We start from the raw sequence: 16,906 nt of genomic DNA, 5'->3' as shown, positions 1-16,906 counted from the left end.
AACGAGGAAGAGAAGATGTGCGCAATGAAAGGGTTAAACCGCAGACAGTTTATCGCCAGTTCTACCGCTCTGACGGGCGCAGCGATGCTGCCCTGGTCGTTCTCGGCCCATGCCGCGCAGGTGATGAGCGCTACGCCGGGCGGCACCGCGCGTAAAGGCGGCGTGCTGCGCATCAGCGTTGACCAGGCCGTCAGCGTGCTCAATCCGCATCAGGTTCGCGTCAACCCGGAATATCTGGTGGCGGAACTGCTGTACAGCGGCTTAACGCGTCTGACGCAGGAGATGAAAGCCGAAGCCGATTTGGCGCAATCCTGGCAGGCGAGCGCCGATCTCAAGCAGTGGACATTTACCCTGCGCCCGAACCTGAAGTTCAGCGACGGTTCCGCGTTAACCTCAGCGGATGTGGTCGCCAGCCTGCAGGCGCTGCTCGATCCAAAAAATGCCTCACCGGCGCTGCATAACATTGGGCCGATTAAAGCCGTCAGCACGCCAGACACCAATACGGTATTGATTGAAACCGATGCGCCTTACGCCGATTTGCCGGTGATGCTGGCTTATCCGGACGCAAAAATTATCCCGGCCAGCATCGCGCAAGGCCAGTTTGACAAGTTGAGTAAAGCCTCGTTCGGCGCCGGGCCTTTCCAACTGGTGTCCTATGATCCAGAACGCAAAATTGTGGTGAAGCGCAATCCGCATTACTACGATCCGGCGCGTCCTTATCTGGATGGCGTGGAAGTGGTGGTTTATCCCGATGGCATCGCGGAAAGTTCTGCGCTGATCGCCGGTGACACCGATTTGATGCTGAGCGCGCAGTCGAGCGAGTTCGCGCGCCTGTCCAAATCTTCCGGTGTGCTGCCGCTGCGCGTGGCCTCCGGCCAGTTCCTTAATGTGAACATGGGCTGCGATCAAAAACCTTTCAACGATGTGCGAGTGCGTCAGGCGCTGGCGCTGTGTGTTGATCGTCAGGCGTCAGTGGATTTCGTGGCGGATGGCCTGGGTTCACCGGGCAATGACACGCCGATCAACGGCGCGTATCCATTCTTCGCCAACCTGGCGAAAAAAGCGGTGGATTACAGCAAAGCCAAGGCGCTGCTGGCGGATGCCGGTTATCCCAACGGTCTGGATTTAACGCTTATCGCCTCCGACAAACCGGCCACCCGCACCCAGCTAGGCATCGCGCTGCGCGAGATGGCGAAACAGGGCGGTTTCCGCATCAACGTGCAGACCATGGCGCACAGCACCTATCTCGATCAGGTGTGGAAGAAAGGCAATTTCTACGTCGGCTTCTACAACATGCAGCCGACGCCAGACGCAGTGTTTTCTCTGCTCTACACCTCAACCGCATCCTGGAATGAAACGCGCTGGAACAACGCGGAGTTTGATAAAGCGGTCGGTGCAGCGCGTGAAACCCGCGATGAAGCCCAGCGCGCCACGCTGTATGGCAAAGCGCAGCAACTGATGCATGACGAAGTGCCGTCGGTGATCCCAACCTTCTTCGATCTGCTTGCTGCCAGCCGCGATTATGTCGGCGGATATCACCTGCATCCGCGTGGTGCGGTGTTCCGTCTTGACCATATCTGGTTGACCGACAAAGCGCCGAAGCGCGCAGTGTAAGGAGCGAACGTGACAGCAAGTTATCTGCTCAAACGCCTTCTGCTGATGGTTTACACCTTGTTAGTGGTGTCGCTGCTGGTCTTTGGCATCACTCAACTGTTACCGGCCGATGCGGCTGTCACCTTGCTGGGACAAAACGCCACGCCGGAAGCATTGGCGGCGGTGCGTGAACGTCTGGGGCTGGATGCCCCGGCGTGGTTGCAATACTGGCATTGGCTGACGCAGGCACTGCAAGGCAACTTTGGCGTATCAATGCGCAATGGCCTCGAAGTGGCACCTACACTGCTAACGGCGTTATCGCGTTCGCTGCTATTGGCGGTGTGCGCCTTAATTCTGATGCTGATTATCGCCATTCCCCTCGGTATCTGGGCGGCGGTGCGTCGCGGCAAAACCGCCGATGTGCTGGTGAGCGTTATCTCCTATATCGGCATCTCGTTCCCGGAATTCGTCACCGCCACGCTGGTCTTGCTGCTGTTTGCCGATGTCTGGCAGATTTTGCCCGCCACCGGCTATGTGCCGCTCAGTGAGAACTTCGTCAGCGGCATTCAGCACCTGATTCTGCCGTCGGTCACCGTGGCGCTGATTCTGGTGGCGCACGTCTCGCGCATGGTGCGCTCAGAAATGGTCGATGTGCTGCATACCGATTACATCCGCGCCGCGTGGCTGAAAGGTTTATCGCGTCGTCGCATTCTCTGGCGACATGCGCTGCGAAACGGCTTGTTGCCGACCATCACCATTGTGGCGCTGGATGTTGGTTATCTGCTGGGCGGCATTGTGGTGGTGGAGGAGATTTTCGCCATTCCCGGCATTGGCCGCGAACTGATTGTCGCCGTGCAGGCGCGCGATCTGCCCACTATTCAGGCTGGCGTGATGATCCTCGCCGCAACCTATTCAGTGGTGAACTTCCTGGCTGATTTGGCCTACGTCACTCTCGATAAGCGGATCTCCTATGCCTGATATTTTGAAACGTTTGCTGCGTTCACCGCAGGGCGCCGCTGGCGTGCTGATTATCTTGCTGGCGCTGCTGATGGTGGTAGGCGGCGCGCACGTTGCGCCTTTTGATCCTGAATCGATTTCCATCCTGATGCGATACAAGCCGCCCAGCGCGGAACACTGGTTTGGTACCGATCAAATGGGCCGCGACATCTTCAGCCGCGTGATGGTGGGTGCGCGCTCAACCATTTTACTGTCGCTGCTGGCTACCGCGCTGGCGATGGTGATCGGTTCGGTGCTCGGCACTGCCAGCGCCTATCTGGGCGGCAAATTTGATGAGTTCATGATGCGCACCATGGATGCGATGATGGCGATTCCCAGCCTGCTGTTTGCGTTGCTGATTGTCAGCACGCTCGGGCAGAGCAGCATGAACGCGGTGCTGGCGATCACCATCGCCTTTGTGCCGGGCATGGTGCGCATCTCGCGCAGCGTGGCGTTAGCCGCCCGTCAGCAGGATTACATCAACGCTGCCATCGCGCGCGGCGAAGCCGGGCACTACATCATCCTGCGCGAAATGCTGCCGAATATTCTGGCGCCGATCATCGTTGAAGCCACCATTCGCGTTGCCTTCGCCATCATGCTGTTTGCCACCCTGAGTTTCCTGGGTTTAGGCGCACAGCCGCCAGAGCCGGAGTGGGGATTGATGGTCTCAGAAGCGCGCGCTTACTTCTTCAATGCGCCGTGGATGATGATGATTCCGGGCCTCGCCATCGCGCTGGTCGCCATTGGTTTTAATTTACTGGGTGACGGGCTGCGTGATGTGCTCAACCCAAGGAGCCACTGATGAGTGACAAGCTTGCACCGGTGCTGTCGGTGGAAAATTACAGCCTCGATTACGCGTTAGCCAAAGGACATGCGCTGCCGGTATTACGCGACATCAACCTGCAAGTGATGCCCGGCGAAGTACTCGGGCTGGTGGGCGAATCAGGCTCCGGTAAAACCACGCTCGGCTGGGCGATTATGCGCTGGCTGGCGGGTAACGCGCGTGAGCTGCAAGGCGATATCCGCCTGAACGGCGACAGCCTGCTGACCTTGCCAGCGGCCAAACTGACGGCACTGCGCGGGGCCAAACTCGGGATGATTTTTCAGGATCCCAGCGCCTCGCTCAATCCCACGCTGACGTTGGGTGAGCAGGTCACCGAAGTACTACGCCGCCATCGCGGTTTGTCCGCGCGCGAAGCGCAGGAGCTGGGCGAATCGCTGCTGCACGACGTTGAACTCAAAAATCCGGCGCGCATGATGCGCCGCTATCCGCATCAGGTTTCGGGGGGCGAGAAGCAGCGCATCCTGATCGCCACCGCGTTTGCCTGCCAGCCGGACTGCATGATTTTTGATGAGCCAACCACCGCGCTGGATGTAATCAGCTCGGCGCAAATCCTCGATCTCTACGAGCGATTGCGCGAAGAGACCGGCGTCGCGTCGTTGTATATCTCGCACGATCTGGCGTTAGTCGCCAAAGTCGCCAATCGCGTCTGTGTGCTGGAACAAGGGCGCATTGTCGAACAGGCCGACACGCGTAGCATGTTTAACGCGCCGCAAAATGCCTACACGCGCAAGCTGATTGAGGCGGTGCCTAATCCGCAACATCGGCTGGTGCAGGACGCGCCGGGCAATCAACCGTTACTCGGTTTGAAGCAGTTGACCATCGACTATGGCAAACAAGGTTTGCTCGACCGCCTGCTGAAGCGCGAAGCCAATACCACGCGCGCCGCCAATGCGGTTTCGCTCACTGTGCATCAGGGAGAAATTCTCGGCGTGGTCGGCGAATCGGGTTCCGGTAAATCCTCGCTGGGTAAAGCTATCACTGGACTGGTGCCGTTCAGTGGCGAGCTGGATTTTTGCGGCTACGCGCTGCATGGCCGTGCGCAGATGGATAAAGAGTATCGCCGCCGCGTGCAGATGATTTTTCAGCATCCCGATGCTTCGTTGAATCCGCGTATGACCATCGGCGAGATCATCGCGCGACCGCTGCGCTTGTACGGTTTGCCGCCGGGCGAAACCGAAGCGCAGGCGGTGGCGCGCCTGCTGCAGGAAGTGCGTTTGCCGGCGGAGTTTGCGCAGCGTTATCCGCATGCGCTGTCGGGCGGTCAGAAGCAGCGCGTCGCCATTGCCCGCGCCTTTGCTAATCCGCCGGATCTGGTGATTTGCGACGAGATCACCGCCGCGCTCGACGTCTCGGTGCAGGCCACCATCATCGAGCTGCTGCTGGAGCTGCGCCGCCGCTACGGCACCGCCTATCTGTTTATTACCCACGATCTGAACCTGATTCGCCAGATCGCCCATCGCGTGGCGGTGATGTATCGCGGTGACGTGGTGGAAGTGCTGCCCGGCGACAACATGACGGCGCTGGCGCAGCATCCTTATACCCGTGCATTGCTTGATGCGGTGCATATTCCCGACTTATCCAAGTCCGTTGCATGACGAGAAACACATGAATCCTGAACAGTTAATTCATCATATCGATCGCGACTTTTGCCTCTCTTTCCTGGCAAAAATGGTGCAGCACAAAAGCTACAGCGCCACCGATGGTGAGCGTGAACTGGCGAAATACATGGCCGCGCAGATGGCGCAGCTGGGCCTGGAAACCGAACTGCAAAACGTGCCTGGCGATCGACTGAACGCAATTGGACGACTAGCAGGCAGCGGCGGCGGCAAAAGCCTGCTGTTTAACGGACATCTGGATACCAATCCGGTCACCGAAGGCTGGACCGTCGATCCCTGGGAAGGAAAAATTGACGAGCAGTTCATCTACGGTATCGGCGTGTCGAACATGAAAGCGGGGGATGCCGCCTACTTTTGCGCCTTGAAAACCCTGATTGATGCCGGTGTGAAGCTGAAAGGCGATGTGATTCTGACCTACGTGGTGGGCGAGTTGCAGGGCGGCATTGGCACGCTGGCGGCGATTGAGCAAGGTGTGCGCGCCGACTACTTCATCAACGCCGAACCCACCGACCTGCAAGCGCTCACCATGCACGCCGGTTCGCTGATGTTTACCATCGAGCTCACCGGCGATACGCGCCATTTGTCAAAACGTGAAGAGGCGGTGGATGCGATCAGCGCCGCCGTCGAGCTGATTCCACAGATTAACGGCATGACCTTTAGCGGTGCCAAAACCGCTGAACATCGCAAGATTAACCGTGGTCATATCGGCACCGTGCATGGCGCGTTAGGCCGCGATCTGGAAGAGTGGCGACCGCCGCAGGTGGCTGACTTTGTGCGCTTAAAAGGCTCGGCACGCTTCGCGCCGGGGCAAACGGTGGAAGGCGTGCTCGCCGATCTGCAGGCATTGCTGAACACCTTGTGCCAGCGCCATCCGGGCCTGAAAGCTGAGCTTTACGATGATGGCATCCGCGATAAACCCACCATGTTGCCGTTCGAAGTGTCACCGGAATCGGCCATCGTTAAAGCGGTGAATCGCGGCTGGAAAACCGTGCGCGGAACCGAGCAGCCGACCGGCGTGATCACGCCTCCGGCATTCTTTGGCACTGACGCGGCGCATCTCTATCAGCATGCGGGCATGGAAGGGATCGTCTGTGGGCCGGGCGGCAAATACAACACCATGCCGGATGAACGGGTTGAAATCAGTGAATTCCTCGATATGGTGCGCATCTATTTGCTGGCCATTCTGGAGATTTGCCAGCCGGTTGAGGCCGCGTAATGCACGCCGAAGCGCTGATGCGTCTGCGCGCCGCCATGCAGCAGAACACGGTCGATATCATGCTGGTGGATCACGGTGAGCTGCTGGCGTGGCTCACCGGCTTTACCGTCTCCGAAACCTTGTATCGCGCCTGTCTGGTGCCGCTCAACGGCGAACCCTGGATGGTGCTGCGCCAACTGGATGAGGCGCCATGCCGCACGCAATCGCCGACGCTGGACGTGGAAAGCTATCGCGATGATCAGGATGCCTGGCACACGGTGGCGCAAAGCCTGATCCGTCGCGGATATCAACAGGCGCGCATCGGCGCGGACTTTTACTCTTACGGCATGACGGTACACAGCTGGCAGCAGCTTTCGCGCTATCTACCAGACGTGACGTGGCATGATTTAACCGGCTTGAGCGACCGGCTGCGTAGCGTCAAATTCCCGGCGGAAATCGCCGCGTTGCGTCAGGCTGCTGCCATCGCGGATGCCACAATGATGGCGATTGGCGCGGAAGTGGAGGGCGGCTGGCGCGTGCGCGATGTCGCCGCGCTGGCCGCCGGACAGTTTTTACAGCTTGGCGCGGATACCGGCGAAACCGGACCGATAGTGATCGCCAGCGGTGATAATGGTTTTCTGCATGCTAGTGGCCACGAGCAGCGGCTGGAAAAAGGCGATGTGCTGCATGTCGAGCTGATACCAAAAGTGAAACATTACAGCGCGCGCCTGATGCGGCCTTATATCGTCGGAGAGATTTCGGCGCAGCGTGCCGAAGTGGCAGCACAGCTGATCGCGATTCAGGATCAGCAATTTACCGCCATGAAACCGGGCATGACGGCGCACGACGTGGATGCCATCGTGCGCGATGCGGTTTTGAGTAGAGGATTGCGCGCGGATTATCCCAATATCACCGGTTATGCGCTGGGGCTTTATACACGCACGCCACGACCCAGTGATTTTTCCTGCAGTTTCTACCCTAACGCGCAGTGGCTGCTGGAAGAGAATATGGTGTTCCACATGTATATTTCGGCGCAAGGTTTGGCGTTCAGCGAAACGGTGCGCGTTACGCCCGCTGGTGCAGAGCGGCTGACAAATTTACCGCGTCAGTTATTATCATTGCCGGACCAGTAATGAGCAGGATGTATTATGACGCAGGACGTTGAACTGATTGATTTAGCCGTAACCTTTCCCGCTTTACGTTTCGATCTGAAATATGCCACGGCGGATAACATCGCGGGCTATGCCATTTACCAGGAGGCCAAAGCGCTGCTGCATCCGGCAGCCGCCGACGCACTGGCAAAAAGCATTGAGATCGCCCGGCTGGCGGGATTCAGTTTGTTGGTATTCGATGCCTATCGGCCGCAGCAAGCGCAGTGGCACTTGTGGGATGCCTGTCCGGATAAAGATTATGTGGTGCCGCCCGCGCAGGGTTCGAATCACAGTCGCGGCGTCGCAATTGACCTGACGTTACTTGATGCACAAGGCCAGCCGCTGGATATGGGCACCGCCTTTGATGCGATGGAAGCAGAATCACATCCGTATCATCCGAATGTCCCCGCCGAAGCGCAACGTAATCGCCTGCTGCTGAACGCGATTATGTTTGGCGGCGGCTTTGTCGCCATGCCAACGGAATGGTGGCACTTCGAACTTCCTGACGCGAAAAATTATCCGTTACTTGATGAGCGATTTGGCTGCTTTGCGCGTTAAATTATTTCATTTGGCCGATGGTACAAAACCCTGATTAATATTCAGCTGTAATCATGGGGTTTATCCTTCCTTAATATACGAAAAAACCGGCCTGAACCGGTTTTTTCACCCTAACGGCCAGCGAACTGAATCGCTGCGTACAGGGTTGAGTTGTGCGGCTATCTTATCAGCATAAATTTAAAAAACTACCGCAACTGACTATCCTTGCTTCCGCGGCGGTTATAACCGCTGGTCGCCGCCTGTTTTTTATCGATCTTGCTCTGGCAATTTACGCAGTAACGCACGCCAGCCAATGCTGCGCGACGCGCTTCCGGGATCGGTTCGCCGCACTCGTCGCAAAACTCGGCGCTTTCACCGTGGCCGAGATTCTCGCGCGCGCGGGCCACCGCGTCATCAACCGTGGCATCAATTTGTTTGTGCACTGCACCGTCTTCTGACCAACCGCCAGCCATACTTCACCTCCACAAATACTGATGCCCAAAGTATAAGACATGGCGTGATGAATGCCGGACAGGCCAGAATTTAACAAGGTTGACACATCATCGCGCGCCATCCTAGACTGCGGCTTGTTCCAAGGGGTGCTCTGTTAAGGGGCTGAGATTCTACCGGCTGGCGTGTATGCGCTGGCAACGTAGTGACCCTCCGAACCTGATCCGGCTAATACCGGCGTAGGGATGCGGAACCGCAGGGCTATATTGCGCCCTGATTCCCTCTTTGTGCTTTGTAGCGGACAGTTCGCGCTCTTCAGGCGTTGCCTGAGAGTCTCTGCGCAATCGCAAAGGTGGCGACACATGAACGAAACACACATCATCCAGGCTTTGCTGACATTCCTGCAGCATGAAGAGGCTTCAGACGACGATTTCAATCAGCTGGCCCTCGAAATCTTCGCTTATCAGTTCGCACACAACCCACCTTATCGCCGCTTCGCCATCCAGCGCGGACGCACGCCGCTGACGGTGAAAAGCTGGCGCAACATTCCCGCTATCCCAATTAACGCCTTCAAAGATCTGACGCTCAGCTGCCGTCCCACTGACCAGATTGCCGAGATCTTCATGACCAGCGGCACCACCGGCACGGTAAAAGGGCGCAGCTACCATCCGACGCTGGAGGTGTGGAAAAAATCGATGCTGCTTAACTTCCGCCGTCGCTTTATGGCGGGCCGCGAACGCATGCGCATGGGCATTTTGTTCCCGGATACCGCGGCGATGCCGAACTCCTCGCTGGCGACTTACCTTGACCTGGCAATGAAGGAGTGTGGCACGCCAGACAGTGAAGTAATGGTGGGCGAGCATGGCCTCGAAACAGATCGTCTGTTCAGTGCACTGGAGCAGGCCGAAGCAAGCGGCGAACCTTACGCGCTGCTGGGCGCCAGCTACAGCTTCGTGCCTCTGCTGGATGAAATGCAGCGCCAGCAACGCCGCTTCGCGCTGCCTGCCGGCAGTCGCATTCTCGATACCGGCGGTTTCAAAGGCCAGTCGCGCGAGATTGGCGAAGAGGATTTCTACGCTTCGCTCTCTCACGCCTTCGGCATTCCGCGTTCCCACTGCATCAACATGTACGGTATGACGGAAATCAGCACGCAGTTTTACGATGCGGGCAATGAACGCTGCCCGCCGGTGAAATCCGGGCCGCACTGGATCCGCACGCGCGTGGTCAATCCGCTTACCGGTGATGATGTGCCGGACGGCGAGATTGGCGTGCTAGTGCATCACGATCTGGCACATTTCAACTCGGTTTCCGCCTTGTTAACCGAAGATGCGGGCGTGATCGTGCCCGGCGGATTCCATCTGCTGGGACGCGCGACCGGCGCTGATGCCAAAGGCTGTTCGCTGACCATGGCAGCGTTTCTCGCCAGCGCGCAGGCACAGTTGTGAAGGAAGTTGCCGGACATCTGCCGGGCCTTTCCGCCGACGAAGTGCAGTGGCATACGCTGAGTTTCAATCATCGTGGCGCAAGCCTCGAGGTTAGCGTTCCGCAACTTGATGACGCGCAGATCACGGCGCTCGCAGCGCGCATCCGCAGCAACGCCCGCGCTTATCTCCACCAGCTGAGCGTTGCGCAGATCATCGCCATCATTGATGAAGCGGTGGCGCGACTGCTCGATCGCCATCATCCACTGCGTATCAAAGCCGAAAAGCTGCTGCCCATCGTCACCGGTTACGATGCCGACATGGTGCGGCTTGGCCTCACCGGCTACCTGAAAACCTTTCGTCAGCCGCAGCTGAAGCGCTTTCTGGCGGAGGGTTTCACCGATCCGCAGATGCTCGACGATTTCCAGCCACGCCCCAAAGGCGGCTTTGCACGCGCGTTTGGCCCGCAATTGTTGATGCATATCTGGGCGGGCAACGTGCCGGGTTTGCCGCTGTGGAGTTTGATTTGCGGCCTGCTGGTCAAGGCGGGCACCATCGGCAAACTGCCGGGCAATGAGCCGCTGATGGCAAGCTGGTTCACGCAGTTGCTGGCGGAAATCGATCCAAAACTCGGCGAGTGCATCGCGGTGGTGTGGTGGAAAGGCGGCGATGCGCAAACCGAGCCAACCTGGCTGCGCCAGCCCGATACACTGGTGGCTTATGGCAGCAACCCAACGCTGGCGGCGATCCAACAACGTTTGCCGGTTACCACGCGCTTTCTGCCGCACGGACACAAAATCAGTTTCGGAATGGTGGCGCGTTCGGCGTTAAATACTCGGCAGGGCGCGGAGCTGGCGCGCCGTGTGGCCTATGACGTGATGCGTTACGACCAGGCGGGTTGCTACTCGCCGCAGATGCTGTTTGTCGAGCGCGGCGGCAAGGTGTCGCCGGATGAGTTCGCCAGCTATATCGCCCATGAACTCGCCGTGCTGGCGCACAAACATCCGCGCCGTCCGCTGGCTAATGATGAGACGAACAGCATTGCCGCGTGGCGTAATGGCGAGGAGATCCGTGCGCTGGGCGGAGATCGTACGCTTTATGGCGAGGCGGCAGACAGTTGGGCGGTGGTGAGTGTTGATCTTGCAGAACCTTTATCGCCTGCTGCGCTGGGCCGCACCTTGAAAGTGGTGTCCGTGGATGCGCTGGAGGAAGTGGTCGATTTGGTGGCGCAGCAGCGGCATTTTCTGCAAACCGCAGGCGTGGCGGCCGCGCCGAATGAGTTGTTCCGCATCTCCGCTCTTCTTGGGCAAGTGGGTGTTACCCGCATCGCCGCGTTCGGCAACATGACCTCGCCGGAAGCGGGCTGGCATCACGACGGGCGTTTTAGTTTGCTCGATCTGGTGACCATCACGGAGATCGAGCAGGGCGCAGAAGCGGCGGCAGAAGGGTTTGCGCCTTATGCGGACTGACGCGGTCGCCATGAATGGCGACCCTACGACGCACCGGTTTTGTAGGGTGCGCATTAATGCGCACCTGGTTGAAACGTACCTTAATCCAAAGGATTAACAATGAAATTCTCCAACCAAACCGTTCTGGTAACCGGTGCAAGTCGCGGCATTGGTGCGGCAATCGCTAAAGCCTTCGCCGCTGAAGGCGCATTCGTGGTGGTGAACTATTTGCGCAATGAAGCTGCTGCAGCGGGCGTAGTTGCAGAGTGCCGCGCATTAGGCGGCGACGCATTGGCGATTGCCGCAGATGTCACCTGTGTGCAGCAGGTCAACGCGATGATGGAGCAGATCGTCAACGCCACCGGCCGCCTCGATGCGGTGATCAACAATGCTTTCGCACCATACGTTTTCGACACCGAAAATCGTTCACGCTTTTGGGAAACGCCATGGTCGGGCTATCAGTCGCAGTTCGATGGCGCGGTAAAAGCCGCGTATAACGTCTGCCAGGCGGCGCTGCCTTTAATGCGTGCGCGCGTGCGCGGCAGTATCGTCAATCTGACCAGCGATTTGGTAGCGCGTCCTTCGGTGCCGTATCACGATTACATCACCGCTAAAGCCGCATTGACCGGCTTTAGCCGCACGCTTGCGACGGAGCTTGGCCCGCTGGGGATTAGTGTTAACTGCGTCGCGCCTGGTTTGGTGTATCCCACCGATGCCAGCCAGTCTACACGCGAAGAGGTGCGCGATTTCCTCACCGCGCAAACGCCGCTGCGGCGCATTGCGCGCCCGGAAGATGTCACCGGCCCGGTGCTGTTCCTCGCCTCCGACTGGAGCGAATTTGTCACCGGGCAAACGTTATATGTCGATGGCGGATTAGTAATGAATTAACCCGGACGGTCACCATTTATGGCGACCGTATCGCATTAATAAGCTTAAGACAAATGATATATATCTGTACGCAACTACGTATTAAATAGTAGATATTTCACACGCTAACGCCTCTAAGTATTTTCTTTACTGAAACGAGTAAAACACACAATTAAGTGCGAATTTACACATCCTTATTTTTATGAATAAGGATCACATCTGGTCAAAATTTATCTTCACGGAGTAATATCATTACCCTATAGTTTTCATGGTTAACGGAATTAACTACAGGGATATATATGTACCACAGTGATGCGGTCATAAAGCAGCTTCAGGCGCAAAGGATTCTGGCAGAAAAGCTCGATAACGCCGTTTCCGGCGTTATTGATGCAGTTTCCGATCAGGTTAGTAAGATCAATAAAGGCGCGACCAGGCTTTCATTTTATGCATCGTGTTTTACTGATGAATATTATGATGTCTGTAAAAAACAGGCGATCGAAGATAATCGATTCCTGATGGGGGTAGCGCAGTTAGTTAAAGAGCGAAATATTGTTTTTTCGTTGCTAAAAATATACTTAGATTATCAATTGCAAAACAGAAATTTCCGGCAGATTGAAGTAATAAAAATGCATCTAATGCGGGCCAACATTCATATCGCTGCAAGTACACTCACTTCATCTTCATTTAGTCTGGGTGCGACTCTTGCAGTTGTAGCTGGACTTAATATTACATTACCTATTGGAAGAAATATTGGACGAGTCGTTGGGGTTGCGGCTGGAGGCTTGGGAATATATGGTGTAGTTCAGAATGCAGCAGACAGCGCGAAGCGCCTGCAGTTAATGCATCCGCATTATTATCATGCATTATATGTTCGTGAGCTTGAAATGATGTATTTCCTTGTTGAAAATTCAATAATGCGTGCAGGCGCACTTAAAAACGAATGGCTATCAGATTATGAGATCGCTGAAGTTTTAATGAAATTAATGGGCAAGGTATGAAGAGATTTTTAAAACAGTGGTTAATAACTGAAGGAAAGTTTTTGTTATGTATCTATGGCCCGATTATTACTACTTTAATATTTGGAGTGTTAAAGGTAATTTATTACCCAGATAGTGGAATGTTGAGCGTGGGAATATTTTATCTATGCGCTCTGACATTTTTTATTTATAAGTTTCGTTAATTTAAAGGATTAAATATGTCAACTCCAGCACATATCTGGTTAGAAGATGAAAGTGGTTCTCCGATTGTGGGTTCGTGCATGATGCCGACCCGCCTCGGTTCGATTGAACTGAACACGGTGATGCATAACATCACAATCCCGGTGGATCCGCACACAGGAAGGCTGACAGCCACGAGGATTCATGCACCGATATCCGTTCAAAAGGAGTTTGATAGAACAACACCGGTACTGTTTCGTGCATTGTGCCAGGCCCGTACGCTGAAATCAGCGACCATCAAGATGTACCGAATTAACGAAGCGGGCATTGAGGTTGAGTATTTCAATATTCTGTTGGAAAACGTCAAAATCTCCAGCATCTCTCCGGCCCTGTTGCCAAACGGCCAGACCAGCACGCATCTGGAAAATATTGAGCTACGATATGAAACGATCACATGGAAATACGTGGACGGCAATATTGTGTTTAAGGACGGATGGAATGAGAGGATGATTGCTTAACTTCTGGCTAAGACTGCTGACGCTGAGGATTATAAGTAACATGAACAAAATCGCCTTGCTCAAAGAAGATATAACCAAAGTTCCAGCTGATGCCATTGTTAACGCCGCCAACACATCCTTGCTGGGCGGCGGCGGAGTTGATGGCGCCATCCATCGTGCGGGTGGGCCAGCAATTTTGGCTGAGTGTCAGAAAATCAGGAATCGACAAGGTGGCTGTAAAGTCGGAGATGCAGTGATCACCACGGCGGGTAATTTGCCAGCAAAATACGTCATTCACACCGTTGGCCCACATTGGCATGACGGAAGACATGACGAAGAAACGCTGTTGAAAAATGCCTACCTGAGCTGTTTTAAACTGGTCGAAAAATATGGCATTCATACCGTTTCGTTTCCCAATATCAGCACCGGCATATACAGATTTCCGAAAGTGCTGGCGGCTGAAATCGCATTGGGTGTGATTAACCAATGTTTACGTGATAACCCAAATATCGAGCAAGTCAATTTAGTCTGCTTTGATCAGGAAAATTACGATCTGTATTTAAAAATAATGGATGAACAGCGTGCTAATTAACGCTCACCCCATAAAAAAAGCGGCCCGAAGGCCGCCAAAACCCTCAACTGCAGTGAACATTGAGGAAGGAGGATAATAAACGGGTTACCCTTTCACGCCGCCTGCCGTCAAGCCGCTGACCAGCCAACGCTGTGCCAGCAGGAACACCAGCGTAATTGGAATCGCAGAGAGCACCGCCGCCGCGGCAAAGTCGCCCCACAGATAGTTTTGCGGGTTCAAATATTGCTGCATGCCGACCGCCAGCGTGTAGCTATTTACATCGCGCAAAAGCAGCGACGCGACCGGCACTTCAGTAACCGCAGCGATAAACGCCAGAATAAATACCACCGCCAGAATCGGCACCGAGAGCGGCAGCAGCACCAGCCGGAACGCCTGCCACGGCGTAGCACCATCCAGTGCGGCGGCCTCTTCCAGTGAACCGTCGATGGTTTCGAAATAGCCTTTAATAGTCCAGACGTGCAGGGCAATGCCGCCGAGATAAGCAAAGATCACACCGCCATGCGTATTCAGGCCGATAAACGGCAGATATTGTCCCAGACGATCAAACAGCGCATACAGTGCCACCAGCGACAGCACGGCCGGGAACATCTGGAAAATCAGCATGCCTTTTAACAGCGTGGCGCGCCCGGCAAAACGCATACGTGCAAAGGCATATGCGCAGGTAGTGGAAAGCGCCACAATGCCAATCGCGCTGATGGCGGCGATTTTCACCGAGTTCCACAGCCAGAGCAGCACCGGGAAGGGCGGCGGCGTCACGCGGCCATCGGCGTGCTCCACGCTGAAACCTAACGCCAGCTGCCAGTGTTCCCAGGAAATCTGCTCCGGGATCAGCGAGCCGGTGGCGAAGTTACCGGCGCGCAGTGAGATGGCGAAGACCATCAGCAGCGGAAACAGGATTCCCGCAATAAATATCAGCAGCAGCAGATGCGTCATCAACAGACGCAGCTTTTGCGATTTGGGTTGCACCATAGCCATAACGCCTCCTTAATCGAATTTCATCCGCACGGCTTTAAGATTGATCACCGCCAGCGCGCCCACCAGCAGGAAGATCAGCGTGGCAATCGCCGCCGCCAGACCAAAGTCCTGCCCGCCGCCACCTTCAAACGCAATGCGCCAGGTGTAATTGACCAGCAAATCGGTGTAACCGGCTGGCGTGGTGGTGCCGATTCGATCCGGTCCGCCGTTGGTCAGCAGCTGTACCAGCACAAAGTTATTAAAGTTAAAGGCAAAACTGGCGATCATCAGCGGCATCAGCGGCTTCAACAGCAGCGGCAGGGTAATCAGGAAGAAGTTCTGCAGCGGCCCGGCACCGTCCATCGCCGAGGCTTCATAGAGATCGTCCGGAATCGCTTTCAGCAGCCCCATGCAGAGAATCATCATGTAGGGATAACCGAGCCAGGTATTCACAATAATCAGCATGGTGCGCGCCAGCGTTGGATCGCTGAACCACGCGGGCTGGAAGCCAAACAGCGCTTGCAGCATCACGTTGATTTCACCGAAGCTCTGGTTGAACAAGCCTTTGAAGATCAGTATCGAGATAAAGGCGGGCACGGCGTAAGGCAAAATCAGCATCACGCGATACACCGCTTTGCCTTTCAGCGCGTCCCACTGCACCAGACACGCCAGCACCATGCCGACCGCCACGGTGAGAATCACCGTTATGAAGGAAAACAGCAGCGTCCAGCCAAAGATCGCCAGAAACGGCTTTTGAATCCCTTCATCGGTAAACACGCGAATGAAATTCTTCCAGCCGGTATTCACCGTGAAGCCCGGGCTCAGCGCTTCGCCGCTGCTGTTCTGATAGAAACCACTCTCACGATTAGCCTGATATAGCGCGCCGCTTTGCTGATTTTTCAGATCGCCGTTGGCTTGCAGCACATACAACGGGCGCGTGCCGGAGAACTGGCGCAGCGAACTCATCACCACCTGGCGGCCATCCGGCAGTTCGGCCTGAATCTGGTTCAGCGCCTGACGATTAGTAGTGACGATGCGCAACGTGGCGCGTTCGCCCGGCGGTGGCGGGGCGCTGGTCAGTTTCAGCTTTTGCGCTCCGCCAAAAGCAAACGCAGGCGAAACGAAGGTTTGCCCGTTGGCCGCTTCGGTCAGTACCAGCTGCCAGCGATCGCCCGCCGGAATCAATGAGAAGTTCAGCGCCGAACCGTCCTGATATTGACGGCTCAGCAACACCTGTTGCGCGCGTTCCAGCGTCAGCTGATTGGTGCTGCTGTAGTTGGTAAAGGCAATCGCCACGGTGCAGGCGAGGGGAAACAGCACGAACAGCGCCATCCCCGCGAGGCCGGGATAGACATAGCGCCAGGCATAGGCGCGACGATTGGCATAAATCCAGATGCCGACGGCGCTGATAATCAGCGTCACCAGCGCAAACAGATATTCACCTTTTGCATACATCAGCACGAGCAGATAGCCGACCAGCAGACAGCAGATACCGAGAAAAAGAGCCTTCAGCACGGCGCTGAACCGTGCTGTTTTCGGTTTTCCTGACATGATGCGGTTTTCCTTAACAGCCAGTAACGAGCCGGAT

Annotated in this window: 16 protein-coding genes and 1 riboswitch; of the genes, 13 read left to right on the top strand and 3 right to left on the bottom strand. The window is 56.0% G+C overall.

Translation table 11 applies throughout. The features are described 5' to 3' along the window. The first annotated feature begins 15 nt into the window (after positions 1–15). Genes NQH49_RS22450 through ddpX form a run of 7 tightly spaced genes read left to right on the top strand, consistent with a single transcriptional unit; the run spans position 16 to position 7,953 of the window. Positions 16–1,614 (top strand): ABC transporter substrate-binding protein, encoded by a 1,599-nt coding sequence (locus tag NQH49_RS22450; RefSeq protein WP_256698937.1) that lies wholly within the window; start codon positions 16–18, stop codon positions 1,612–1,614. 9 nt (positions 1,615–1,623) lie between these two features. Beyond that, a complete protein-coding gene (locus NQH49_RS22445; protein WP_007885920.1) occupies positions 1,624–2,571 on the top strand; it encodes an ABC transporter permease in 948 nt (315 codons plus the stop codon). After that, positions 2,564–3,391: an ABC transporter permease gene (locus NQH49_RS22440; protein WP_256698935.1), complete on the top strand. Its 828-nt coding sequence runs from the start codon at positions 2,564–2,566 to the stop codon at positions 3,389–3,391. The genes NQH49_RS22445 and NQH49_RS22440 overlap by 8 nt, the downstream gene beginning before the upstream one ends. Next, entirely contained in the window at positions 3,391–5,028 is a 1,638-nt protein-coding gene (locus NQH49_RS22435; RefSeq protein ID WP_256698934.1) for a dipeptide ABC transporter ATP-binding protein, read from the top strand. Before NQH49_RS22440 ends, NQH49_RS22435 begins: the two co-directional genes overlap by 1 nt. Before the next feature lie 10 nt (positions 5,029–5,038). Continuing rightward, positions 5,039–6,265 (top strand): M20 family metallopeptidase, encoded by a 1,227-nt coding sequence (locus NQH49_RS22430; protein WP_256698933.1) that lies wholly within the window; start codon positions 5,039–5,041, stop codon positions 6,263–6,265. Then, entirely contained in the window at positions 6,265–7,377 is a 1,113-nt protein-coding gene (locus NQH49_RS22425) for a M24 family metallopeptidase (protein WP_256698932.1), read from the top strand. Before NQH49_RS22430 ends, NQH49_RS22425 begins: the two co-directional genes overlap by 1 nt. Before the next feature lie 15 nt (positions 7,378–7,392). Continuing rightward, on the top strand, positions 7,393–7,953 hold the full coding sequence (ddpX, locus tag NQH49_RS22420) for a D-alanyl-D-alanine dipeptidase (protein ID WP_256698930.1): 561 nt from the start codon (positions 7,393–7,395) through the stop codon (positions 7,951–7,953). A 185-nt stretch (positions 7,954–8,138) separates the two neighbouring features. Here the strand turns inward: ddpX and NQH49_RS22415 are convergent, their stop codons facing one another. Beyond that, positions 8,139–8,405 carry a DksA/TraR family C4-type zinc finger protein gene (locus NQH49_RS22415; protein WP_154190633.1) on the bottom strand — a complete coding sequence of 89 codons (267 nt, stop codon included), beginning with the start codon at positions 8,403–8,405 and terminating at the stop codon, positions 8,139–8,141. A 112-nt stretch (positions 8,406–8,517) separates the two neighbouring features. Continuing rightward, positions 8,518–8,645, top strand: a riboswitch (TPP riboswitch). Positions 8,646–8,744: 99 nt separating this feature from the next. Here NQH49_RS22415 and NQH49_RS22410 point away from each other — a divergent pair. The 6 genes from NQH49_RS22410 (at position 8,745) to NQH49_RS22385 (ending at position 14,364) form a co-directional block, all read left to right on the top strand. Then, positions 8,745–9,827: a LuxE/PaaK family acyltransferase gene (locus tag NQH49_RS22410; protein ID WP_256698929.1), complete on the top strand. Its 1,083-nt coding sequence runs from the start codon at positions 8,745–8,747 to the stop codon at positions 9,825–9,827. After that, complete coding sequence (locus NQH49_RS22405; protein ID WP_256698928.1) at positions 9,824–11,272, top strand: acyl-CoA reductase; 1,449 nt, start codon at positions 9,824–9,826, stop codon at positions 11,270–11,272. The genes NQH49_RS22410 and NQH49_RS22405 overlap by 4 nt, the downstream gene beginning before the upstream one ends. 99 nt (positions 11,273–11,371) lie before the next feature. Then, complete coding sequence (locus NQH49_RS22400) at positions 11,372–12,139, top strand: 3-oxoacyl-ACP reductase (RefSeq protein ID WP_256698927.1); 768 nt, start codon at positions 11,372–11,374, stop codon at positions 12,137–12,139. Between the two features lie 278 nt (positions 12,140–12,417). After that, complete coding sequence (locus NQH49_RS22395) at positions 12,418–13,116, top strand: hypothetical protein (protein WP_256698925.1); 699 nt, start codon at positions 12,418–12,420, stop codon at positions 13,114–13,116. Positions 13,117–13,313: 197 nt separating this feature from the next. After that, on the top strand, positions 13,314–13,793 hold the full coding sequence (locus NQH49_RS22390) for an Hcp family type VI secretion system effector (protein ID WP_256698924.1): 480 nt from the start codon (positions 13,314–13,316) through the stop codon (positions 13,791–13,793). Positions 13,794–13,833: 40 nt separating this feature from the next. After that, complete coding sequence (locus tag NQH49_RS22385) at positions 13,834–14,364, top strand: O-acetyl-ADP-ribose deacetylase (RefSeq protein ID WP_256698923.1); 531 nt, start codon at positions 13,834–13,836, stop codon at positions 14,362–14,364. An 84-nt stretch (positions 14,365–14,448) separates the two neighbouring features. Here NQH49_RS22385 and malG read toward each other — a convergent pair whose 3' ends face one another. Together malG and malF are read right to left on the bottom strand one after the other, a co-directional pair. Then, positions 14,449–15,339, bottom strand: coding sequence for a maltose ABC transporter permease MalG (malG, locus tag NQH49_RS22380; RefSeq protein ID WP_061719673.1), 891 nt, complete (start codon positions 15,337–15,339; stop codon positions 14,449–14,451). A 9-nt stretch (positions 15,340–15,348) separates the two neighbouring features. Continuing rightward, a complete protein-coding gene (malF, locus tag NQH49_RS22375; RefSeq protein ID WP_256698922.1) occupies positions 15,349–16,869 on the bottom strand; it encodes a maltose ABC transporter permease MalF in 1,521 nt (506 codons plus the stop codon). Between the last annotated feature and the right edge of the window lie 37 nt (positions 16,870–16,906).

Source organism: Pantoea trifolii (genome assembly GCF_024506435.1).
In the GTDB taxonomy this organism is placed as follows: Bacteria; Pseudomonadota; Gammaproteobacteria; order Enterobacterales; family Enterobacteriaceae; genus Pantoea; species Pantoea trifolii.
The sequence above is the reverse complement of the archived record's forward strand: the minus strand, read 5'-3'. Positions and strand labels throughout refer to the sequence as shown.

Coding starts and splice junctions, on each gene's coding strand:
- malG (WP_061719673.1), bottom strand. CDS start 15,339: ATGGCTATGGTGCAACCCAAATCGCAAAAGCTGCGTCTGTTGATGACG.
- NQH49_RS22410 (WP_256698929.1), top strand. CDS start 8,745: ATGAACGAAACACACATCATCCAGGCTTTGCTGACATTCCTGCAGCAT.
- NQH49_RS22450 (WP_256698937.1), top strand. CDS start 16: ATGTGCGCAATGAAAGGGTTAAACCGCAGACAGTTTATCGCCAGTTCT.
- NQH49_RS22400 (WP_256698927.1), top strand. CDS start 11,372: ATGAAATTCTCCAACCAAACCGTTCTGGTAACCGGTGCAAGTCGCGGC.
- NQH49_RS22435 (WP_256698934.1), top strand. CDS start 3,391: ATGAGTGACAAGCTTGCACCGGTGCTGTCGGTGGAAAATTACAGCCTC.
- NQH49_RS22440 (WP_256698935.1), top strand. CDS start 2,564: ATGCCTGATATTTTGAAACGTTTGCTGCGTTCACCGCAGGGCGCCGCT.
- NQH49_RS22385 (WP_256698923.1), top strand. CDS start 13,834: ATGAACAAAATCGCCTTGCTCAAAGAAGATATAACCAAAGTTCCAGCT.
- NQH49_RS22430 (WP_256698933.1), top strand. CDS start 5,039: ATGAATCCTGAACAGTTAATTCATCATATCGATCGCGACTTTTGCCTC.
- NQH49_RS22390 (WP_256698924.1), top strand. CDS start 13,314: ATGTCAACTCCAGCACATATCTGGTTAGAAGATGAAAGTGGTTCTCCG.
- NQH49_RS22395 (WP_256698925.1), top strand. CDS start 12,418: ATGTACCACAGTGATGCGGTCATAAAGCAGCTTCAGGCGCAAAGGATT.
- NQH49_RS22415 (WP_154190633.1), bottom strand. CDS start 8,405: ATGGCTGGCGGTTGGTCAGAAGACGGTGCAGTGCACAAACAAATTGAT.
- malF (WP_256698922.1), bottom strand. CDS start 16,869: ATGTCAGGAAAACCGAAAACAGCACGGTTCAGCGCCGTGCTGAAGGCT.
- ddpX (WP_256698930.1), top strand. CDS start 7,393: ATGACGCAGGACGTTGAACTGATTGATTTAGCCGTAACCTTTCCCGCT.
- NQH49_RS22425 (WP_256698932.1), top strand. CDS start 6,265: ATGCACGCCGAAGCGCTGATGCGTCTGCGCGCCGCCATGCAGCAGAAC.